The sequence below is a fragment of the Acinetobacter sp. AOR12_HL genome (assembly GCF_027855275.1).
Taxonomy (GTDB): Bacteria; Pseudomonadota; Gammaproteobacteria; order Pseudomonadales; family Moraxellaceae; genus Acinetobacter; species Acinetobacter baumannii.
This window is the reverse complement of sequence record NZ_JAKTIJ010000015.1, coordinates 1-22,696: the sequence shown is the minus strand read 5'-3', so window position 1 is coordinate 22,696 and position 22,696 is coordinate 1. Positions and strand designations below refer to the sequence as shown.

The 22,696-nt window shown below is 38.9% G+C and carries 20 protein-coding genes and 1 pseudogene; 11 read left to right on the top strand and 10 right to left on the bottom strand.

Translation table 11 applies throughout. The features are described from left to right. Nucleotides 1-9: 9 nt before the first annotated feature. The 6 genes from MKL36_RS06265 to MKL36_RS06240 all read left to right on the top strand — a co-directional run bounded on the left by MKL36_RS06265 (nt 10) and on the right by MKL36_RS06240 (nt 7,456). Nucleotides 10-636: a phosphatase PAP2 family protein gene (locus MKL36_RS06265; RefSeq protein WP_002004370.1), complete on the top strand. Its 627-nt coding sequence runs from the start codon at nt 10-12 to the stop codon at nt 634-636. Nucleotides 637-660: 24 nt separating this feature from the next. Further along, nucleotides 661-1,911: a multidrug efflux RND transporter periplasmic adaptor subunit AdeI gene (adeI, locus tag MKL36_RS06260; RefSeq protein WP_000986589.1), complete on the top strand. Its 1,251-nt coding sequence runs from the start codon at nt 661-663 to the stop codon at nt 1,909-1,911. A gap of 12 nt (nt 1,912-1,923) precedes the next feature. Next, a complete protein-coding gene (gene adeJ, locus MKL36_RS06255) occupies nt 1,924-5,100 on the top strand; it encodes a multidrug efflux RND transporter permease subunit AdeJ (RefSeq protein WP_000046678.1) in 3,177 nt (1,058 codons plus the stop codon). Beyond that, nucleotides 5,100-6,554, top strand: coding sequence for a multidrug efflux RND transporter outer membrane channel subunit AdeK (gene adeK, locus MKL36_RS06250; protein WP_001174793.1), 1,455 nt, complete (start codon nt 5,100-5,102; stop codon nt 6,552-6,554). Before adeJ ends, adeK begins: the two co-directional genes overlap by 1 nt. Nucleotides 6,555-6,663: 109 nt before the next feature. Further along, entirely contained in the window at nt 6,664-7,014 is a 351-nt protein-coding gene (locus MKL36_RS06245) for a YbjQ family protein (protein ID WP_000927245.1), read from the top strand. A gap of 7 nt (nt 7,015-7,021) precedes the next feature. Beyond that, nucleotides 7,022-7,456: a YbjQ family protein gene (locus MKL36_RS06240; protein ID WP_000369287.1), complete on the top strand. Its 435-nt coding sequence runs from the start codon at nt 7,022-7,024 to the stop codon at nt 7,454-7,456. Here MKL36_RS06240 and MKL36_RS06235 read toward each other — a convergent pair. The 3 genes from MKL36_RS06235 to MKL36_RS06225 are packed head-to-tail and all read right to left on the bottom strand — an operon-like array spanning nt 7,453 to nt 9,451. Continuing rightward, a complete protein-coding gene (locus tag MKL36_RS06235) occupies nt 7,453-7,887 on the bottom strand; it encodes a nuclear transport factor 2 family protein (RefSeq protein ID WP_000371755.1) in 435 nt (144 codons plus the stop codon). The two genes, MKL36_RS06240 and MKL36_RS06235, sit on opposite strands and share 4 nt — an antisense overlap. 54 nt (nt 7,888-7,941) lie before the next feature. Next, complete coding sequence (locus tag MKL36_RS06230; protein ID WP_001086059.1) at nt 7,942-8,748, bottom strand: SDR family NAD(P)-dependent oxidoreductase; 807 nt, start codon at nt 8,746-8,748, stop codon at nt 7,942-7,944. Between the two features lie 25 nt (nt 8,749-8,773). Continuing rightward, complete coding sequence (locus MKL36_RS06225) at nt 8,774-9,451, bottom strand: hypothetical protein (RefSeq protein WP_000120765.1); 678 nt, start codon at nt 9,449-9,451, stop codon at nt 8,774-8,776. Between the two features lie 196 nt (nt 9,452-9,647). Here MKL36_RS06225 and MKL36_RS06220 point away from each other — a divergent pair, with 196 nt between their 5' ends. Then, the gene (locus MKL36_RS06220) at nt 9,648-12,527 is read left to right on the top strand and encodes a valine--tRNA ligase (RefSeq protein WP_000128724.1); all 2,880 of its coding nucleotides are present in this window, start codon (nt 9,648-9,650) and stop codon (nt 12,525-12,527) included. A gap of 65 nt (nt 12,528-12,592) precedes the next feature. Here the strand turns inward: MKL36_RS06220 and MKL36_RS06215 are convergent, their stop codons facing one another. Further along, entirely contained in the window at nt 12,593-13,171 is a 579-nt protein-coding gene (locus MKL36_RS06215) for a methyltransferase domain-containing protein (protein WP_021511326.1), read from the bottom strand. 88 nt (nt 13,172-13,259) lie between these two features. Here MKL36_RS06215 and MKL36_RS19085 point away from each other — a divergent pair. After that, a pseudogene (locus MKL36_RS19085) lies at nt 13,260-13,358 on the top strand (hypothetical protein); the annotation flags it as partial. A gap of 277 nt (nt 13,359-13,635) precedes the next feature. On the opposite strand, the gene MKL36_RS06210 reads toward MKL36_RS19085, so the two are convergent. The 3 genes from MKL36_RS06210 to MKL36_RS06200 form a co-directional block, all read right to left on the bottom strand. After that, nucleotides 13,636-14,775, bottom strand: a complete 1,140-nt coding sequence (locus MKL36_RS06210) for a DUF3800 domain-containing protein (protein ID WP_086374065.1) — start codon at nt 14,773-14,775, stop codon at nt 13,636-13,638. 253 nt (nt 14,776-15,028) lie between these two features. Then, a complete protein-coding gene (locus tag MKL36_RS06205; RefSeq protein WP_021511323.1) occupies nt 15,029-16,045 on the bottom strand; it encodes a hypothetical protein in 1,017 nt (338 codons plus the stop codon). A 128-nt stretch (nt 16,046-16,173) separates the two neighbouring features. Next, the gene (locus MKL36_RS06200; RefSeq protein ID WP_021511322.1) at nt 16,174-17,079 is read right to left on the bottom strand and encodes an AEC family transporter; all 906 of its coding nucleotides are present in this window, start codon (nt 17,077-17,079) and stop codon (nt 16,174-16,176) included. Between the two features lie 117 nt (nt 17,080-17,196). Between MKL36_RS06200 and MKL36_RS06195 the strand changes: the two genes are divergently transcribed. From MKL36_RS06195 to MKL36_RS06185, 3 genes are all read left to right on the top strand, one after another. Next, the gene (locus tag MKL36_RS06195; protein ID WP_000144737.1) at nt 17,197-18,081 is read left to right on the top strand and encodes a LysR family transcriptional regulator; all 885 of its coding nucleotides are present in this window, start codon (nt 17,197-17,199) and stop codon (nt 18,079-18,081) included. Nucleotides 18,082-18,383: 302 nt separating this feature from the next. Further along, nucleotides 18,384-19,571 (top strand): ammonium transporter, encoded by a 1,188-nt coding sequence (locus tag MKL36_RS06190; RefSeq protein ID WP_001181774.1) that lies wholly within the window; start codon nt 18,384-18,386, stop codon nt 19,569-19,571. Between the two features lie 152 nt (nt 19,572-19,723). Then, entirely contained in the window at nt 19,724-20,422 is a 699-nt protein-coding gene (locus MKL36_RS06185) for a phosphatase PAP2 family protein (RefSeq protein WP_000184466.1), read from the top strand. Here MKL36_RS06185 and MKL36_RS06180 read toward each other — a convergent pair whose 3' ends face one another. The 3 genes from MKL36_RS06180 to MKL36_RS06170 form a co-directional block, all read right to left on the bottom strand. After that, nucleotides 20,423-21,757: a two-component system sensor histidine kinase PmrB gene (locus MKL36_RS06180; protein WP_000559382.1), complete on the bottom strand. Its 1,335-nt coding sequence runs from the start codon at nt 21,755-21,757 to the stop codon at nt 20,423-20,425. Nucleotides 21,758-21,782: 25 nt separating this feature from the next. Continuing rightward, nucleotides 21,783-22,457 carry a response regulator transcription factor gene (locus MKL36_RS06175; protein WP_000161505.1) on the bottom strand — a complete coding sequence of 225 codons (675 nt, stop codon included), beginning with the start codon at nt 22,455-22,457 and terminating at the stop codon, nt 21,783-21,785. A gap of 14 nt (nt 22,458-22,471) precedes the next feature. Further along, a partial coding sequence (locus MKL36_RS06170; RefSeq protein WP_270908987.1) for a sulfatase-like hydrolase/transferase occupies nt 22,472-22,696 on the bottom strand: 225 nt, incomplete at its 5' end.

The following is a 22,696-nucleotide window of genomic DNA, read 5'->3' as shown; positions in this document are numbered from 1 at the left end:
GGTGTGTTTATGCCCTATCTATTGCTTTGTATTGGTTGCGTTTTTTTAGGATTAGGTGTTCTTGGTCTTTTTGTACCAAGTCTTCAATCTTTGGACTTGCTCACCGTTCAAACATTGAGTCACCATCGTTTAGATTATCTTAATACTATAACCACCTTTCTTGCACGCGTAGGCGGCATGCCTTTTGTATGTTTTTTATCCTTTCTAGTATGTATATATTTAGCATGGTATAAAAAATATATTACTGTTATTTTCATTAGCTTGGGAGTTATTGGCAGTATCACCATGGGTTGGCTGCTCAAGTGGTGTGTTAACCGGCCTAGACCTCCTGAGGCATATCATATTGTTGAAAGTTACGGTGCATCGTTCCCAAGTGCACATAGTGTTTATGCATCAACACTGGCTTGTCTGGCAATGATTATGTTATGCCATAAGCACAACATTAACTCTCCTTATATTGTTTTGATCTCCTGTCTTTGGTTTGTGTGTATGGGGCTTTCAAGAATATATGCAGGAGTTCATTTCCCAACAGACGTACTCGCTGGTTGGGGCATTGGTTTTATTTGGATTGCACTGCTTTGGCTCTGGTTATTACAAACACAAAGTAGGTTAAGTAGAAAACAAATATATTTTTAGATTTTATCTAAACGAGGTGGAACAATGATGTCGGCTAAGCTTTGGGCACCAGCCCTTACTGCTTGCGCATTAGCAACAAGTATCGCGCTTGTTGGTTGTAGCAAAGGCTCCGATGAGAAACAGCAAGCTGCTGCTGCTCAGAAAATGCCGCCTGCAGAAGTAGGTGTTATTGTTGCTCAACCACAAAGTGTTGAACAAAGCGTTGAGCTTTCAGGCCGTACTTCAGCATATCAAATTTCTGAAGTTCGTCCTCAAACAAGTGGCGTGATTTTAAAACGTTTATTTGCTGAAGGAAGCTATGTTCGTGAAGGTCAGGCGCTTTATGAGCTCGACTCTAGAACGAACCGTGCAACGTTAGAAAATGCAAAAGCATCACTCCTACAACAACAGGCAAATCTAGCTTCACTACGTACCAAGTTAAATCGTTATAAACAACTTGTTTCTAGTAATGCTGTGTCTAAACAGGAATATGATGACTTACTTGGTCAAGTCAATGTTGCAGAAGCACAAGTTGCAGCAGCTAAGGCTCAAGTAACAAATGCAAATGTAGATCTTGGTTATTCTACAATTCGCTCTCCTATTTCTGGCCAATCTGGTCGTTCTTCAGTAACGGCTGGTGCTTTGGTTACTGCAAACCAGACTGACCCGTTGGTAACGATTCAACAATTAGATCCTATCTATGTTGATATTAATCAGTCTAGTGCTGAGTTATTGCGTTTACGTCAACAACTAAGCAAAGGCAGTTTAAATAACAGTAACAACACGAAAGTAAAATTAAAGCTTGAAGATGGTTCTACCTATCCAATCGAAGGGCAACTTGCTTTCTCTGACGCTTCTGTAAACCAAGATACAGGAACAATTACATTACGTGCCGTATTCTCTAACCCGAATCATTTATTGCTTCCGGGTATGTATACCACTGCGCAAATTGTTCAGGGCGTTGTTCCAAATGCTTACCTGATTCCTCAAGCTGCCATTACTCGTTTACCTACAGGGCAAGCTGTAGCAATGCTTGTTAATGCTAAAGGGGTTGTTGAGAGCCGTCCTGTTGAAACCTCTGGTGTTCAAGGACAAAATTGGATTGTGACTAACGGCTTAAAAGCCGGCGATAAAGTCATTGTTGATGGTGTTGCCAAAGTTAAAGAAGGGCAAGAAGTATCAGCAAAACCTTATCAAGCTCAACCAGCAAACTCTCAAGGTGCAGCACCAAATGCTGCGAAACCGGCTCAATCAGGTAAACCTCAAGCAGAACAGAAAGCAGCTTCAAATGCATAAGGGGTAGATTGAATGGCACAATTTTTTATTCATCGCCCCATATTTGCGTGGGTGATTGCATTAGTCATTATGTTGGCGGGTATTCTTACGCTAACAAAAATGCCTATTGCACAATATCCAACGATTGCACCACCAACCGTAACGATTGCTGCGACTTATCCTGGTGCATCGGCTGAAACAGTTGAAAATACTGTAACCCAGATCATTGAACAACAAATGAATGGTCTTGATGGCTTACGTTATATTTCATCTAACAGTGCTGGTAATGGTCAGGCATCTATTCAATTAAACTTTGAACAAGGTGTTGACCCTGATATTGCACAGGTTCAAGTTCAAAACAAATTGCAATCTGCAACTGCGCTTTTACCTGAAGATGTACAACGTCAAGGTGTAACAGTTACTAAATCTGGTGCGAGCTTCTTGCAAGTTATTGCATTCTATTCACCAGATAACAACCTGTCAGACTCTGACATTAAAGACTATGTAAACTCGTCAATTAAAGAACCACTTAGCCGTGTTGCCGGTGTTGGTGAGGTACAGGTCTTCGGTGGCTCATACGCAATGCGTATCTGGCTTGATCCAGCTAAATTAACAAGCTATCAACTTACTCCTAGTGATATTGCAACTGCCTTACAAGCGCAGAACTCGCAAGTTGCTGTAGGCCAGTTAGGTGGTGCTCCGGCTGTACAAGGTCAAGTTCTTAACGCAACAGTAAATGCACAAAGCTTATTGCAGACTCCTGAACAGTTTAAAAATATCTTCTTAAAGAACACAGCATCAGGTGCTGAGGTTCGATTAAAAGATGTTGCTCGCGTAGAATTAGGTTCGGATAACTATCAATTTGACTCGAAGTTTAACGGTAAACCGGCAGCTGGTCTTGCAATTAAAATTGCAACAGGTGCTAACGCACTCGACACAGCCGAAGCAGTTGAACAACGTTTATCTGAACTACGTAAGAACTATCCAACAGGTCTTGCAGATAAATTGGCTTATGACACGACTCCATTTATCCGTCTTTCAATTGAAAGTGTAGTACACACATTAATTGAAGCTGTGATTTTGGTATTCATTGTCATGTTCCTATTCTTACAAAACTGGCGTGCAACGATTATTCCAACGCTCGCAGTTCCAGTAGTTGTATTAGGTACATTTGCGGTCATTAATATCTTTGGCTTCTCAATTAACACCTTAACCATGTTCGCTATGGTATTGGCAATCGGTCTTCTGGTCGATGACGCCATTGTTGTAGTCGAAAACGTTGAGCGTGTGATGAGTGAAGACCATACCGATCCGGTTACCGCCACTTCTCGCTCAATGCAGCAGATTTCTGGTGCGTTAGTAGGTATTACCAGCGTATTGACAGCGGTATTCGTACCAATGGCTTTCTTTGGTGGTACAACAGGTGTAATTTACCGCCAGTTCTCGATTACCCTTGTAACTGCAATGGTTCTGTCGTTAATTGTAGCGTTGACGTTCACACCGGCACTTTGTGCAACTATCTTGAAACAGCATGATCCTAATAAAGAACCAAGCAATAATATCTTTGCGCGTTTCTTTAGAAGCTTTAACAATGGTTTTGACCGCATGTCGCATAGCTACCAAAATGGTGTTAGCCGCATGCTTAAAGGCAAAATCTTCTCTGGCGTGCTCTATGCTGTTGTAGTTGCCCTTTTAGTCTTCTTGTTCCAAAAACTCCCGTCTTCATTCTTACCAGAAGAAGATCAGGGTGTGGTCATGACACTTGTACAATTACCACCAAATGCAACGCTTGACCGTACCGGTAAAGTGATTGACACCATGACTAACTTCTTTATGAATGAAAAAGATACCGTGGAATCTATTTTCACTGTTTCTGGTTTCTCATTCACAGGTGTTGGTCAAAACGCGGGTATTGGCTTCGTTAAGTTGAAAGACTGGAGCAAACGTACGACACCAGAAACTCAAATTGGTTCATTGATTCAGCGTGGTATGGCATTAAATATGATCATTAAAGATGCATCATACGTTATGCCGTTACAGCTTCCAGCAATGCCTGAACTTGGTGTAACTGCCGGATTTAACTTGCAGCTTAAAGACTCAAGTGGTCAAGGCCATGAGAAACTGATTGCAGCTCGTAACACGATTTTAGGTTTGGCATCACAAGATAAACGTCTTGTAGGTGTACGTCCAAATGGTCAGGAAGATACTCCTCAGTATCAAATTAATGTAGATCAGGCTCAAGCTGGTGCTATGGGCGTTAGTATTGCCGAAATCAACAATACAATGCGTATTGCATGGGGTGGCTCATACATTAACGATTTCGTTGACCGTGGTCGTGTGAAAAAAGTTTATGTTCAAGGTGATGCGGGCAGCCGTATGATGCCTGAAGACTTAAACAAATGGTATGTACGTAATAACAAAGGTGAGATGGTTCCATTCTCGGCGTTTGCTACAGGCGAATGGACGTATGGTTCTCCACGTCTCGAACGTTATAACGGTGTGTCATCAGTTAACATTCAAGGTACACCTGCACCTGGCGTGAGCTCTGGTGATGCTATGAAAGCAATGGAAGAAATTATTGGTAAGTTACCTTCTATGGGCTTACAAGGTTTCGACTATGAATGGACAGGCTTATCACTTGAAGAACGTGAGTCTGGTGCTCAAGCGCCGTTCTTATACGCACTTTCATTGTTAATCGTATTCCTTTGCTTGGCTGCACTATATGAAAGCTGGTCAATTCCGTTCTCGGTTTTACTTGTGGTACCACTTGGTGTCATTGGTGCAATCGTATTGACCTACTTGGGCATGATTATTAAAGGAGATCCAAATCTCTCAAATAACATTTACTTCCAAGTAGCGATTATTGCGGTTATCGGTCTTTCTGCAAAAAATGCGATCTTGATTGTTGAATTCGCAAAAGAATTGCAGGAAAAAGGTGAAGATCTACTTGATGCAACCTTACATGCTGCAAAAATGCGTTTACGTCCAATTATCATGACCACCCTTGCCTTCGGTTTCGGTGTACTTCCACTTGCACTTTCAACAGGTGCCGGTGCAGGAAGTCAGCACTCTGTAGGCTTTGGTGTACTTGGTGGCGTACTCAGCGCGACGTTCTTAGGTATCTTCTTTATCCCTGTATTCTATGTGTGGATTCGTAGTATCTTTAAGTACAAACCAAAAACCATAAACACTCAGGAGCATAAATCGTGATGCAAAAAGTATGGTCTATTTCAGGTCGTAGCATTGCGGTATCTGCACTTGCGCTTGCTTTGGCAGCTTGTCAAAGCATGCGCGGCCCAGAACCAGTCGTGAAAACCGATATACCACAAAGCTATGCATATAACAGCGCTTCTGGTACGTCTATTGCTGAACAGGGTTATAAACAGTTCTTTGCTGACCCGCGTTTGCTTGAAGTGATTGATTTGGCTCTTGCCAATAACCGTGACTTACGTACAGCAACGCTCAATATTGAACGTGCTCAACAGCAATATCAGATTACACAGAACAACCAGCTTCCAACAATCGGAGCAAGTGGTAGTGCAATTCGTCAGGTTTCTCAAAGCCGTGATCCGAATAATCCCTACTCTACTTATCAAGTAGGTTTGGGTGTAACTGCTTATGAGCTAGATTTCTGGGGTCGTGTTCGTAGCCTCAAAGATGCTGCTTTAGATAGTTATCTTGCAACACAAAGTGCTCGTGATTCGACTCAAATCAGTCTGATTAGCCAAGTTGCTCAAGCATGGTTAAATTATTCGTTTGCAACAGCAAACTTAAGACTGGCAGAGCAAACGCTTAAAGCACAGTTAGATTCTTACAATCTCAACAAAAAACGTTTTGATGTAGGTATCGACAGTGAAGTTCCATTACGTCAAGCACAGATTTCTGTAGAAACTGCGCGTAATGATGTAGCGAACTACAAAACTCAAATTGCTCAAGCACAAAACTTGTTGAACTTGCTTGTAGGTCAACCTGTTCCACAAAACTTGTTACCTACACAACCTGTAAAACGCATTGCTCAACAAAATGTGTTTACTGCCGGTTTACCAAGTGACTTGTTAAATAACCGTCCAGATGTAAAAGCTGCTGAATACAACTTAAGCGCTGCGGGTGCGAATATTGGTGCTGCAAAAGCACGTTTATTCCCAACCATTAGCTTAACAGGTTCGGCTGGTTATGCATCAACTGACTTAAGTGATCTATTTAAGTCTGGTGGTTTTGTATGGTCAGTTGGTCCAAGCTTAGATTTACCAATCTTTGACTGGGGTACACGCCGTGCCAATGTAAAAATTTCTGAAACCGATCAGAAAATTGCATTGTCTGATTATGAAAAATCAGTTCAGTCGGCTTTCCGTGAAGTCAATGACGCGCTTGCAACTCGTGCCAATATTGGCGAGCGTTTAACCGCACAACAACGTCTAGTAGAAGCAACTAACCGCAACTACACACTTTCAAATGCCCGCTTCCGTGCCGGTATTGATAGTTACTTGACTGTTCTTGATGCGCAGCGTTCTTCATATGCAGCTGAACAAGGTTTGTTATTGCTTCAACAAGCAAACTTAAACAACCAAATCGAGTTATACAAAACTCTAGGTGGTGGTTTAAAAGCAAATACTTCAGATACAGTGGTACACCAACCATCTAGTGCTGAACTTAAAAAGCAATAAGTTTTAAATCACTTTCTTATAAAAGCTCACTTCGGTGGGCTTTTTTATTGCAACTCATCTGAATATTTTTTATCTTGAAAGCTTAAGAAATTTAGTTTGATAAAAAACAATGTTATTAAGTAATTTAGAAAGTGTTCCAGGCCACCAAATTTTAAAGCAGCTGGATGTTGTTTACGGAAGTACCGTCCGTAGTAAGCATGTGGGTCGCGACTTGATGGCAAGTTTAAAGAATATTGTAGGTGGTGAACTTACTGGTTATACCGAATTATTAGAAGAATCTCGCCAAGAGGCTATGCAACGTATGATTGTAAAAGCCCAGCAACTTGGTGCCAATGCAATTGTTGGTATTCGTTTTTCTACCTCAAATATTGCCCAAGGTGCTTCTGAGTTATTCGTATATGGCACAGCAGTGGTTGTGCAGCCTCAAGCACCTCATCTGCCCGATCCATTTAATGCATAGGTAGAAAATGGACAATCTTATTTTTCAGCTTGTTATTTTTCTCATTCTTTTCAGTATTGGTTGGGCTTTTGGCCGCCATATTGAACGAAAACATTTAAATGAACTTCTAGAAAAAGAGCAACAATTTGCCCATATCAGAATTGATACCAATCGTTTTGCCACAAGTGATCAGTTAGGCCATTTTATTAGCAGTAATGTAGTTATTTCGCATGACTACTTTAAATATGTGCTGGCCTCTATAAAAAATATTTTAGGCGGTCGGCTGACCAGTTATGAAAGTATTGTTGAACGTGCTCGCCGCGAGGCGATTGTACGACTAAAACAACAAGCTCAAAGTGTCGGTGCCAATCACATTATGGGAGTTCGGCTGAGTACAACCGAACTGGGTATGCAAGGTGGAATGGTAGAGGTATTTGCCTACGGAACAGCAGTCAAAGATTAACACTGCCCCATAGCAGAAAAATGTATACGCGGATTGCCAATATTTTTAGTTAAGTGTTGGCAAATTCCGGTAATTTTCCATATGCCCTGTTGTTTTGCCAAAGTAAAATAATAGCGACCAAAAGAATGAAAATAATCATTTTCCGAAAAACGATAAATTTGATAATTACATTCTAACCATGCTTGGTCTTGTTCAATCCGAATAAGAGGATTGCTTAAATTGTGTTGTAGCCGCAAATGTGACAAAGCTTGTTGCCGTGAACCTTTATATTCATGACAAGACACCACGCATAAAGGCTCCCCTCTAAACTGCAAATAATCCACCTCAAGTTGATCGGCCAACAACTCATCAAACGCATCCCAATTTTTCTGGTCAAAAACCAATTGAAAACGCGTAATGACCTCTAAAATACGATGGTAGTCTTGATCCATGGTGAACCTTCTATGCGGGTTTTTCCACCAATTTAGCACGGCGAAATCTTTTTTTTATTTCACTTTTGTTTTCCGGATCATTTTATAGAGTAGTTTCGGTGACATACGGGAAACCATCACGCCTAATTTTTCTTTAGTACCACCCACTACAATATATTCCTGTCCTTGCATTAATGCCTTAACTGACTGTTCTGCAAAAACATCGGCCTCTAGTCCATTTTCGATTGCTTCATCTTGGTGGCCTTGAGGTTGCCCTGCACCATTTAGTGCATTAAACGAAACATTAGTTTTTACAAAGCCCGGGAAAATAACCGAAACCTCAACACCCTGATCGGCAACTTCGGCACGTAAACTGTTGGCCCACATATGAATAGCAGCTTTAGCAGCCGAATAACTCGCACGGTACTGCGTACCTAAAAGCCCTGCCACGCTAGAGACAAATACGACTCGGCCAGACTTTTGTTTAAGCATGGTCGGTAACACAGTTTTGGTTAATGCGACTTGTGAGAAATAATCGACTTCCATAATGGCACGTTCTGTTGCCATTGTGGTGTCTTGAATTAGAGCACGCTGACTTAAACCCGCATTATTAATAAGCCAGTCAATTCGTCCTTTTGCTTTTAAAATCTGCTCATAAGCCTCTTGAACTTGCTCTTGATTGGTAATGTCTGCAACTACCGACAAGTGCTGATCCGGATGGAGTAAACCAACGCGAACTTCTTCTAACTCTTCAAAGCGACGCGAAGTTAAAATCACTTGAGCACCTTGCAAAGCAAACTCACCAGCTAAAGCTTTACCTAAACCGGAAGAGGCTCCCGTAATCCACACCACTTTATTTTGCAAAGTATCAAGTTTGGCCATTTTAACTTCCTATTATCTTTTTAAATTATGCTGCTTGATGCATGAAGGCCAAAAAGTGGTTGATATAGTGAGTTGCGGTCGTTTGATCAACCTGCGTCCCCAATTTTTCCAAACGTTTATAGCCCAAATGCGTTGTCATATTAATGACCCCATTTAGGGTTTTATCGACAACCAAATTAAATTTTAAACGTTTTTTAGGTTCACGTACTAGGCTTGTTACACCTAAATCCACAATTTGAATCAAGGTCTGAAAAGCTTTTTCTACGCTTTGCATATTGCCCTCACGTATTTGTTCCGTCAGCGTTTGGGCCTGTTGTACAAGTTGAGGTGTGATCGGGTATGTAATATAAACCTCTTGCTCACGTTCTTTCATGAGTGAGGTCATATAATCAACTAAAGGTAAAAGTCTTTCATTACCGAAAAAAGAGACTGACCAAGGCATATATTTTCGGAAAGTATCTAAAATTTGCTGAAGAACTTTCTCGGACTCATACCGCTGTTTTTGAGTCATGGTAGAGTTGTCTTGCTCATCCTTTAACAATACAGAGAAAACTTGCTCAATAATTTCACACGACAAATCGGAAAGAACGTCCCCCAATACTTTCGACTGGCTTTCTCTTACCCCAGCATGTAATTTCTCTCGAATTGAAGCAAATTGGGTATAGGTTGAATCGGAAATCTTTAAAAAAACTTTGTAGCTCATGTGTCGCATCCCTTTTCAATTCTTTTGTAATTTTTCTGCCGTGCCGCTACACGATTAAATTGTGATCCATGCTTCATAAATCTACCGTTTTTTGAAAAAAATACAAAACCGTTTATCTGTTTTCAGCACATTAATTTCGAGGCAATTTTTTGCTACAATAGATGCAATTTTTTATGCATATTCGATCTAAGCTACTATGACTGACGCTCAAACCGCTCAAAATATTGCCACCACCTACGATCCAACCGAGATCGAAAAGAAGTGGTACAAAACGTGGGAAGAACAAGGTTACTTCAAACCTTCTGGTCACGGTGAATCATTCTGTATCATGATTCCACCACCAAACGTCACTGGTAGTTTGCACATGGGCCATGGCTTTAACAATGCCATTATGGATGCCCTCACCCGTTATAACCGTATGATGGGTAAAAACACTTTGTGGCAACCGGGTACCGACCATGCTGGTATTGCAACTCAAATGGTTGTTGAGCGTCAACTTGGCTTACAAGGTATTACTCGTCACGACTTAGGCCGTGAAAAGTTCATCGAAAAAGTTTGGGAATGGAAAGAACAATCTGGCGGCACAATTACCAAACAAATTCGTCGCTTAGGTTCTTCGGTAGACTGGTCACGTGAACGCTTCACGATGGATGAAGGTTTATCAAACGCCGTTAAAGAAGTATTCGTTCGTTTACACGAAGACGGTTTAATTTACCGTGGTAAGCGCCTAGTAAACTGGGACCCTAAACTTCAAACTGCGCTTTCTGACCTTGAAGTAGAAAGCAAAGAAGAAAAAGGTTCACTTTGGCACTTTAAATATTTCTTTGAAGATAAATCAGTTAAAACTCAAGATGGCAAAGACTATTTAGTCGTTGCAACGACTCGTCCTGAAACATTACTTGGTGATACTGCTGTTGCTGTTCACCCTGAAGATGAGCGTTATGCACACCTTGTTGGTAAAAATATTGTATTACCAATTACTGGTCGTTTAATTCCAATCGTTGCTGACGACTACGTTGAAAAAGACTTTGGTACGGGCTGTGTAAAAATCACTCCTGCTCACGACTTTAATGACTATGAGTTAGGTAAACGCAATAGCTTGCCAATCATTAATATCTTCAACAAAAACGCCGAAGTTTTAGGTGAGTTTGAATATATTGCCAAAGCTGGTGAACAAATTTCTAAAACCATTACTGCACCTGCAGATTATGCTGGTTTAGAGCGCTTCGAAGCACGTAAAAAATTAGTTGCTCAAGCGGAAGCTGAAGGCTGGTTAGACCAAATCCAACCGTATGACTTAAAAGCGCCACGCGGTGACCGTTCAGGTGTGATCATTGAGCCATTATTGACTGACCAATGGTACGTAAAAATTGCGCCGCTTGCTGAGCCTGCAATTGAAGCGGTTCAAGATGGTCGTATTAAGTTTGTTCCAGAGCAGTACAGCAACATGTACATGGCATGGATGCGTGACATTCAAGACTGGTGTATTTCACGTCAGCTTTGGTGGGGTCACCGTATTCCAGCTTGGTACGATGCTGATGGCAACATCTATGTTGGCCGTAGCGAAGAAGAAGTTCGCGCGAAAAATAACATCGCGGCCGATGTTGAGCTTAAACAAGACGAAGACGTACTTGATACATGGTTCTCATCTGCACTTTGGACATTCTCGACTTTAGGTTGGCCAGAACAAACACCTGAACTCAAAACTTTCCACCCGACTGATGTGTTGGTGACTGGTTTTGACATTATCTTCTTCTGGGTTGCCCGTATGATCATGATGACCATGCACTTCATGAAAAATGAAGATGGTTCATCTCAAATTCCATTTAAGACGGTTTACGTTCACGGCTTGGTACGTGATGGTGAAGGTCAGAAAATGTCGAAGTCTAAAGGTAACGTTCTTGACCCATTAGACTTGATTGACGGTATTGATTTAGAAAGCTTAGTCGCAAAACGTACGACTGGCCTAATGAACCCGAAAGATGCAGCGAAGATTGAAAAATCAACGCGCAAAGAGTTCCCAGAAGGCATTAATGCTTATGGTACTGACGCAGTTCGTTTCACGTTCTGTGCCCTTGCAAACACGGGTCGTGACATTAAGTTCGACTTAAAACGTGTTGAAGGCTACCGCAACTTCTGTAACAAAATCTGGAACGCAACTCGTTTCGTTCTGATGAATGTTGAAGGCCAAACTGTTGGTACCGACGCTCGTCCTGATCTTTGGGAACTTCCAGAACAATGGATTATCAGCCGTCTGCAAAAAGCTGAAGCTGCTGTACACCAAGCGTTTGCAACATATCGTTTAGATCTTGCTGCTCAAGCAATTTATGACTTTATCTGGAATGAATACTGTGACTGGTACGTTGAGTTAACTAAACCAGTTCTAAACGATGCAGAAGTTTCAGAAGAACGTAAAGCTGAAGTACGCCGTGTATTGCTTGCTGTCATGGAAGCATCATTACGTTTGGCTCATCCATTAATGCCATATTTGACAGAAGAAATCTGGCAAACACTTGCACCAATGCTTGGTCAAGGCGGCCCAACAATTATGACTGCTCAATATCCTATTCCTGAGCAAGCAAAAATCAATGAACAAGCTGAAGCAGATATGCAATGGCTTCAAGGTTTGATTGGTGCGGTACGTAACATTCGCGGTGAAATGGGCTTAGGTAATGCGCGTTTATTACCAGTATTACTTCAAAACATTTCTAATGCTGAACGTGAGCAAATTACTCGTATTGAAGCGTTGTTCAAAGCATTGGCTAAAGTTGAAAGTATTGAGTTCTTAGGTAAAGATCAAGAACCACCGCTTTCTTCTTCAAGTGTTGTAGGTCATGCATCGGTATTTGTACCAATGAAGGGCTTAATCGACCCTAAAGCTGAGCTTGCTCGTTTGCAGAAAGACTTGGATAAAATCCAAAAGCAACACGATCAAATTGCAAATAAACTTGCAAATGAAGGCTTTGTATCTAAAGCACCAGCAGCGGTTGTTGAAGGTGAAAAAGCGAAGCTTGCTGAATTTGCTGCGCAGTTAGATAAAGTTAAAGCGAATATGGAGCAAATTGCTGCGCTTTAAGCTTTTTTAAGTAAACGAACCCAGAATCTGTGCAAACAGGTTCTGGGTTTTTCTATATTTAGAAATTACTTTTTTTGTAAAATCAGCATATGAAGATGCCATGATTTTATATAACCATTCAATAAAGGTAAATTTTCATTAATTTCTTTATGAAACAATAAATTAAACTCGCATAAAAACAAATAGGCAATATCTTGGTAAGTAAAACCTATAAATTTTGTAGGTTCTCTAATAACCCATTCATCTTGAATCCCCAATAAATCAACTACCAGAATTCCGCCTTCAGGAAGTGCATTTATAATTCGTTTAATTACACTATAAAAATAGCTTGGCTCACAAAAGAATAGACTTGATGAGGCAATAATTAAGCTTGCAGACGGGAAATTAAAGTCTTCAAAAGATTCATGATAGAAAGTAAATTTAGAGTCATCTTTGAATCGCTCAGCACAGACTTTTTGTGCATCAATTGAAATATCAAAAGCATGAACATTAAATCCCTTTGAGAGTAGATAAGCAGATTCATTGCCAGCGCCACAACCACAATCAATAGCAATTAAAGGTAAGTTAGGGAAATGAACTAAAGCCTTGTCTAAAATAGGTCTATGTTTAAGTTCTTTTGATAATTGAATAAATTTTTCATTCATAAATTCGATCTTTTACTTTTTATAATTTCCACACTATATTTTATAAAAAATCTAATCTCAATAATTTCTTATTTCATAAGCTATCTACCAAATCGCGGGCCAACTTGCAAATGAAAGCTTTATGTCTAAAGCACCAGCAGCGGTGGTTGACGGTGAAAAAGCGAAGCTTACTGAGTTTGCTGCTTAGTTAGATAAAGTTAAAGCGAATATGGGAAAAAATTGCTGCGCTTTAATGCGGTAATTTGATTCCCTCTCTCAATTGAGTTTTTTATAGGAGATAACTATAAATTAATTCAAATAAATACATCTCTTTAACATTTGAAATAGAGCTCCAGAAGATAATTTTTAATTTTAGCCTAATGCACTACTTCGCTCATCAAGCACAAAAAGATGAAAATATTGATGAATATTTCAAAATTCAAAAAAAATTAGAAAATATTTTAAATAACGGAGTAAATTAATAACTAGCTTAATAAATGCATTCTTCTTGCTTTCGATATACCTTCTGTAATCTCTATATCAATTCCATCTCTATGATTATAAATATATTGAATTGGTCCTAGATTTTTTATATCTATTTCAACCTTATAATTTTTATCCTTATAGTTATATCTTTTATCTTGCACAAAAATATATCTAGCTACACAAAAACAAATAATATCAGCTATTTCCAACAAAAAATCATGGTTTGGTAATACAAATTTCGGCTGTTTTATTGGCAATCCGTGAGTAATAAAACTCCACATCAATGTTAATCGTGATTGTGTAAATAAATTTTTTGCCCATCCGTCATCTTGAGTACGTTCAAATATAAATTCTGGAGATAAACCTTTAGATGTATATTCCACTATATTTGTAAAAGTTAGAGAGGAAAAAACTTCTTTCTTAATTTTTTTTTCTATTTGTGGAGATAATTTCTTTGGACTAATTCTTGCTAAAGCTACATGAACTTTTAATAAATCTTTTTGAACAAATTCTTTTATAATTTCTATTATTTTATTAACTTGATTGACTACAACAGAAGAATGTTCAATATGTTGAAATATAATATTTTTTCTTCTACTCTCGGTCGTAAATAAATCTTTTACATGAAATACCCATTCTTTTGGCTCTATAGATGGTACTAAATTCCTTTTAATTTCATTAAATTGCATAAGAAGATTCTGTTTTTGACTGTCATCTCCTAAAAAACTTACACATGAATAGACATACAATTTACTCTTTTTTAATTCCCTAAAAGCTTCATCTCCATAAATACCGACAACTCTATCCAAGCTATTCATTGGTAATTTAATTTGGAGTGTATGACCACAATTATCGCAAATTTCATGTATACTTTCTTGACGCAAAAAATTACCTGCACGATCCCTAAACATTGAAGTAGGAGGCCTTTTTGCCAGCCAATTAGGTTTATACTTCTTTAAACAATTTTGGCACTCAGTAACACCAAAATTATTTTCATTAAAATACTTAGGATAAATACTGATATCAACATTAGTACTCTCATAAAACTTATGACTAGTGAAAAAAAGATTTACCTCATTAATCCAATCTTTAGGATCCAGATTTAAATCACGAATAAGATCATTAATATCTTCATACATCTCCCTACTCAACACACTTCACTCCTAAACTACTAATAAAAATGTTTATTTTTTAAATTTAATATAAGATATCCTCTATAAACTGAGAGAAAAATCTTTATTCTTAATCTTATATAGTCTCATATTGAAATAGCTATAATTTTTAAATTTACTAAGTTCACAATTTATTAGCAACCTCATTGTAGCAAATACATTTTCATAGCAAATTACTGTTGTCATCAGTTGAATATACCAATAGGCTTATCAAAGATAATTAAAGCACCCCCTGCCCCAACAACATCTCTACCCCACTCACTTTTTTCATATGCTTTAAACGCTCTTTTTCCCACTTCAACTGTTGTTTTAACTCAGCACAATCAGCATTTATAGCTTTATACACATCACTAATATGTACATGCTCTGCTTTTACATTCTTTGCTAACTGAAACGAATCTAAAATCTCACCAATTTGACTTTCAAGTTGCTGACTTTGTGCATCTAAAGCCAGTTTATAAAACCGCAACTGCTCGGCAGATAATTCTTTAGCACCTAGCCCTTTGTTCTGCTCAAGCTGTAACTGGAGTTTGAGTAAATAAAACAAATCCTGCTTTTCGTAGGCCTGACTTGCTTGTTGGAACAACTCAGTTTTTTCTTCTTTTTTGGTTTCATCTTGCTCACGGTCTGGGTGAATCATCGCGGCAATTTTTAAATAAACTGTTTTTAACGACTGCGCTGCCATTTGCTCAGCTTGTTCACGTTTTTGTTGCTGTCTTTGCTGTTTGGCTTGTTCACGCGCTTGTTGTTGCTCGGCAGCGTACTTTTCAAAGTCTTCTTCAAACTCTGAACCTTGATCAGCATTTTCTTCATATTCAAATTCTACTCGCCGAGCTTTTTTATTCTTCTTTGCTGACTCTTGTGTATGTTGCTGATAAAAATTATCGATCTGCTTCACTAACTCCAACTGTTCAGCAGACAGCATTTTGGAGCGCTTCAACATTTGCGCAAGCTGGGCAATTTTTTCATCCAGTTGTTGTATGTCTGCTTTGGAAAACTCATGGCTATGTAATATATTCCAAAGTTGCTCTAACTGCTGAAATAGCACTGTATGTAAATCGTTATATACAGGCATCAGTTTTTGTCGTATGTATTGTTGAATCTCAGCTTGTGCATTTTGCCATGTGCTCAGACTAACTTTTTGCTGTTCTATTTTATCAATCAGGCGATTCAGTTTTTTCTGCTGTGCAGATGGTTCAGACCTTTGCTGCAAGCTCACTTTGAGATCAAAGGACATACTCATCCACCCGAAAAAGAAAAAAGTGTAGCAATAATCAGATGAGGAAGGTAGCTAAGCATTCTTTAAGTCAGAATCAGCCTATTCATTTTTAGAAAATAGAATGTAATTTGCCCAAACTTTATATTTTAAGAAATCCACCAAATCACTAATGGCAAAGTCACGGCAGCACATAAGGTTTGAAAGCTAATCACGGCTGCCATAAGCTGACTATCACCACCCAAAACTTTGGTTAAAATGTATGAAGCGGAAGCAGTCGGTAGCGCAAAGAAAATGACTAAAATTTGTGTTTGCAAGCTTGGTAAACCAAACCACGTACAGACCGCGTAAGCTAAAGCAGGTACTGCTAAAAGTCGTGCAAACGTGTCTGCTGCCAATACCATAATGTCTTTTTTAATTTGCATAAACTGCAAAGCTGCGCCAACACATAACAAACCTAGTGGCAAACTCGACACTGAAAAAAGCTTAATAAACTGAGTAAAGCCTTCCCAAATCGGGATATGCAGTGCATTGACTGCTGCCCCGACCACACACGATGCAATTAAAGGGTTTTTAAGGAGTGCAATCAAAACAGGTTTAATTGCCATGTGTTCTTTAGAGGTTAGAGCAAGCACCGAAATAACATTCACAAGCGGAATGCAAAGCGCCAATAAAATTGCCAGAATTGCCATTCCTTCACTTTTAAAAAGCGAAGTGACTAAAGCCAAACCAATATAGGTATTAAAGCGAACCATACTTTGTACATGCACACCAAAACGTGCGGGTGGTATGTGCCAAAACATTCGAAGTATGTATAAAAAAGCGGTCACTGCTAAAACCACAATTAACATCGCAATAATGGCTGTACTCAAGCTTTGTAAATCAATTTTTGCAGTCGAGAGCGTACTAAAAAGCAAAGCGGGGAATAAAATATAGTAATTGAGCTTCTCTGCCCCAGCCCAAAACTCATCACTAAAAAAACGATATTTTTTAAATAAGTATCCCGATGCAATTAGTGCAACTAAAGGAAAAAGAGATAAAACAATGCTATTCATTTCTTTTCTCGAGTTTTGTTGGGGGCTTGCTAGTTTAGGAACTACCTTGGCTTACTCATATATTAAAGATAATGAAAACTCATGATAAAATGAGTTTTTACTCATAATAAGTACAATATGACATTTACCCAGCTTGAAATTTTTGCACTCATTGCTGAACTAAAAAGCTTTACTGCTACAGCAGAAAAGCTGGGAATTTCACAATCGGCAGTTTCCCATGCGCTTAAATCATTAGAACAACAATGGGGCATTAACCTGATTTCAAGAACTCAAAGTGATATTGAGCTGACGACGACAGGTCAGCAGCTATTGACCCATGTAAAAGAGCTATTGAGTATTTCGGACACTTTAGAAAAAGAAGTGGCTGCAATCCATGGTTTAAACGAAGGCACACTACGTATTGGATCTTTTGGGGCTTCATCCTCTATTTATCTATTGCCTGAAATTTTAGAAACCTTTCGGCAACGCTACCCAAAAATCGAAATTTATATCGATGAAGGTGAAGATAAAGAAGTTGCTCAGTGGTTATTAGAGCGACGCATCGAAGTTGGTTTTTTGATTATGCCAGATGAGCGTTTTGATACATTTCCCTTAATTGAAGATCGTTTTGTGGCCCTAATTCCGAGTGGTTACCCGCTCGCGCAGCAACTCTATATTGATCCAGCACAGCTAGAAAATTGTCCTTTCATTATGACAATGGCGGGTAGTCGACATCAGGTCGAATTAATTTTAAAAAATTTTAATGTCAAACCAGATATCAAATTTTATGTTTCACAAATTCTAAGTATTGTGAGTATGGTCCACAACCAGTTAGGGATTTCGATTGTCTCTGATATGGTAATCACCAAAGAGTTACTCTCGCTTTATCCAAACGTAGTTAAACGACCATTTAAACCAAACCTTAAACGTTCTATTGGTCTTGCAGTAAAAAATAAGAAACACATCAGTCCAGCCGTAAAAGCATTTATTGAAGTTGCTCAAGAGGTTTGGTCCGATCATTAATTGAATATAGATAATTTTTAAAAATTTAATAACGATCTCTTTCAGATCAATTTATCAACATATTAGATGACTTGTAACGTAAAAAGCGCCCTTATTGCCCTATCTTGAATAAATCAACGCACCATTTATCGCCAAAATCCCCTATTTCAATCCAAATTGGTGCGCTTATTGCATATTCACTTTTATGCAATTGAGTTTGTTTCGACAAACTTAGGTTTTTAGATTCCTTAAATCTATTTTGGTGCAATTTACAGACTCAGATTTGTTCCAAAATGGAATTTAGCACTTTTTTCGAGCATGCTATGCAAAATGTAGATCTATTTTTCTTATTACTTGGTGCAGTTTTGGTTCTTGCCATGCACGCAGGTTTTGCATTCTTGGAACTTGGTACAGTTCGCCACAAAAATCAGGTGAACGCGCTTAGTAAAATTCTGACTGACTTTGCCCTCTCCGCAATCGCATATTTCTTTGTTGGCTACTACATTTCGTATGGTCAGCACTTCTTTCATGATGGTACGGTTTTATCAAGTGATCATGGCTATAACCTTATGCGTTGCTTCTTTTTACTCACTTTTGCTGCGGCCATTCCCGCCATTATTTCTGGCGGTATTGCAGAACGCGCAAAAATGCGTTCACAAGCGATTGCCACACTCGCATTGGTTGCACTGGTTTATCCGTTCTTCGAGGGAATGGTCTGGAATGGCAACTACGGTCTGCAAAAGTGGTTAGAAACAACTTTTGGCGCAGCTTTTCATGATTTTGCCGGTTCAGTCGTAGTACATGCTATGGGCGGTTGGATTGCACTTGCTGCTGTCATTTTGTTGGGCGCACGTTCTGGCCGTTATAAGAAAGATGGTCGTGTAAGTGCTCACCCACCTTCTTCTATTCCATTTTTGGCGCTTGGTTCATGGATTTTAATTGTAGGCTGGTTTGGCTTTAACGTGATGAGTGCACAGCGTGTTGATGCAATCTCCGGTCTCGTTGCGATTAATTCACTTATGGCAATGGTCGGCGGAACGATTACAGCAAATGCGATTGGGAAAAATGACCCTGGTTTCTTACACAACGGTCCACTTGCAGGTTTAGTCGCTATTTGCGCAGGTTCTGACATTGTTCATCCAGTCAGTGCTCTTGTGATTGGTGGTGCAGCGGGTGCTATGTTCGTGTATCTATTCACCTATACCCAAAACAAACTCAAAGTTGATGACGTTCTTGGTGTCTGGCCGCTACATGGTGTATGCGGTGCATTTGGTGGTATTGCCGTAGGTATTTTTGGTCAAAAATGGCTAGGTGGTTTAGGCGGCGTATCATTCATCTCTCAGCTCATCGGTACAGCACTCGCGATTGCTATTGCACTGGCTGGCGGTTTTATTGTTTATGGCATCCTTAAAGCGACCATTGGCATTCGCCTATCTCAAGAAGATGAGTTCCGTGGTGCAGACTTATCTATTCATAAGATCTCAGCAAACTCTGAAGAAGGTATGTTTTAATACTTTCTAAAGTGCTTAAGGCGACGATACTACTCGTCGCTTTTTTATTTTTTATGGAAAATTGAACTTCTTTCACCAGTATAGTTTAAGAGCAATTTAAGGTTAATTTTATGTAATTAGTCACACCTATTGTCGATTGATATTGCATCAGAATGACTAATCAAAAACTTTTTTTCCAAATTAATATTCTCTTTCTTTTTTTCAGTTTTTTTATTCTTCTATTTGTATTTCCAGTCGGTGGAAAAATTGATATGTACCTCATCCAACCTTGGATTGATTCAACAGGTCATTTTTTCAATCGGGACAATTGGTATCTTGAAAGACTTAATCATGAAATTGTAAAACAAATCATCACCGCCGTTTATGTTATCTTTTTTGGTTTATGGCTTGCGTCATTTAAATTAAAAAAATTAAAACCTTATCGCTGGCAATATGGCTATATGTTTTTTGTCAGTATGCTCGGTAGCAGTATAGTTGGCCTAATAAAGTCACAATCTGCTCACGCCTGCCCTTGGAATATGGTTCACCCTAATACTTTAGGAAGCTATATTTGGGACTTTAGCGCTAAACATGGCCATTGTTTTCCAGGCGGTCATGCAAGTGCAGGTTTTATTTTAATGACAGGTTATTTTGTTTATCGTCTTGAACAACCTAAACGTGCTTACTTTTATTTATTCTCCGGTATTTTATTAGGTTTCATGATGGGTTGGGCGCAAATGATGCGAGGAGCACATTTTCTAAGCCATAACTTATGGACAGGCTGGGTCGTTTGGGCAATAAATATTTTATTTTATGCGATTTGTATTCATCGTTTTGAGTTTGAAAAACAAGTGAAACAAGAACTTACGTAATCATACTCTTGTTTCATGTAAATGTAAGACTTTAGGTAATTTCACTAATACAGAAAGACCGCCAAGCTCTAAGCTCTTATCGAGAGTTAAAGTCCCACCAAGCCTTTGAGTTGCACGATCTACAATAGATAAACCTAGACCACTTCCCACCTCAAGATGGTGATGCACGCGATAAAAACGCTTAAGGACTTTATCGTAATTTTCAGGGTCTATTCCTGCACCGCTATCTTCAATTTGAATACATGCGTAGTGATCTGGATCGGTATAAACTGAAATATTAATAACACCCTGATGCGGGGTGTACTTAATTGCATTATCAATTAAATTAAAAATAATCGAATGTACAGTAGGTTCAATACTATGCATTTCGATGGGTTCATTTCTAACAAAACCTAAATCGATTTCTTTTTGCATAGCCAAGTTGACCAACTGCTCCACACAATTTAATGCCACATCATTGAGTTGAAAATAACCAGTAGGCTCGACCATACTTAAAGTTACATCTTGCTTTGCCAATGCTAAAAGCTGAGTCACCAAATGCTGAATACGCGCCAAACCCTTGCTTAAGTTTTGCAATGATTCATGCTCAGGAAACTGGCTTAGCAAAATCTTGGTTTGTAAGTTCAATGCAGTCACAGGTGTTCGTAATTCATGAGCAGCATCGGCAATAAATTGCTTCTGTTCATTTTGAGCTTTAGAAATACGCTCAAAAAGACGGTTCATTTCGTCAATAGTAGGTAAAAGCTCTTGAGGATAATCATGTACTTCAATTGGAGTGAGTTCTTCGGAATCGCGTTCTTTTAACTCATTTTTAAAATCATCTATTGGTTTTAAACCACGACGAATAATGGCTGCTAAGGCAAATATTGCAAAAGGTAAAATAATTAAATACGGAATAAACATACTGCCCGCAAGCTCCCAAGCGAAAGCTTCACGAACCCTCTCTTGCTGACTGACCTGAATCTGGTAATCCTTCAAAGGTAAAACATAAGTTCTGACTATACCTTGAGCGGTTTTATGAGAATAAAATCCCGCTTGCTCAACAGGTGGAACCAGCAAATGTAAATGATGAGACAAATGGGCCTGATCCTTATAAGCCCAAATATCGATAAACAGATCTTCTTCGTGGTAAGTTTTATGAAAATCAAACTTACTGCTTACAGTTTTTAAAGGGTGCTCAGCTGTTCTTTCCGCTAAATACTTCATTTGAGTATCTAGAATTTCATCGACTTCTTGAAGTGCAACCTTATAAGCACTAAAAATTAAAATACAACCTAAGATGACACTGAAAATTGAGGTGCCCCAAATCAGCCGTTTTTTTAATGAATAATGCACTTTTATGAAGTCCCGAAATTTTAAATTATGATTGCCCCAAACGGTAGCCCAGTCCTCGGATGGTTCGAATAAAATCTTTACCCAGCTTCGCTCTTAAATGGTGAACATATACTTCAATAGTATTACTGGTCACATCACTATCAAAATCATATAACTTATCTTCTAAGTTGGCTTTAGAAAAGATTTTATTTGGGTGAGTCATAAGTGGAATTAAGATTGCCCATTCACGATTTGATAGATCAATGCGTTGACCTTTAAACGTCGCAATATGCTGTTCAACATTTAAAACCAGATCACCACTTTCTAATAGTTGATCTTGACTCGCAAGTTGAGCTTCTACTCCACTACGGCGTAGTAAGGCATGAATACGGGCAAGCAACTCATCAAACTCATAAGGTTTAATTAAATAATCATCTGCACCCAAATTTAAACCATCGACACGGTTTTGTAATTGATCTCGAGCAGAAATAATTAATACTGGTGTTGCTGCTCTTTGACGGATCTGCTTCAAAACTTGCATACCATCCATCATAGGCAATCCTAAATCCAAAAGAATAAGATCAAATTTAGTCTTCGCCAACTGAGCCAAACCATCTAAACCGTTATTGACCCATTCCACCTCAAATTGATGATATTGCAGCAACGTGATCGTTGATTCTGCAATCATAAAATCATCTTCAATCATCAAGATTTTTGTCATGTTCTAGGCTCGCTTTAGTTTACATGGGCACAAGAGTGCAACATGTCCAGTTGAGGGTTGATGACCTGAGTTGTTACATCCAGCAAACTTAACAAACTTGGGAATAAATTATCCTGACTTAACTTTTGTTTAGTTTGTTGGCTAAAACAATTCACTTGAGCAAGATTATGTTGTTTCCAACTTTCAGAGAACCACATAATCATTGGTACATGTGTTTGTTGGCTCGGTGCGATTGCATA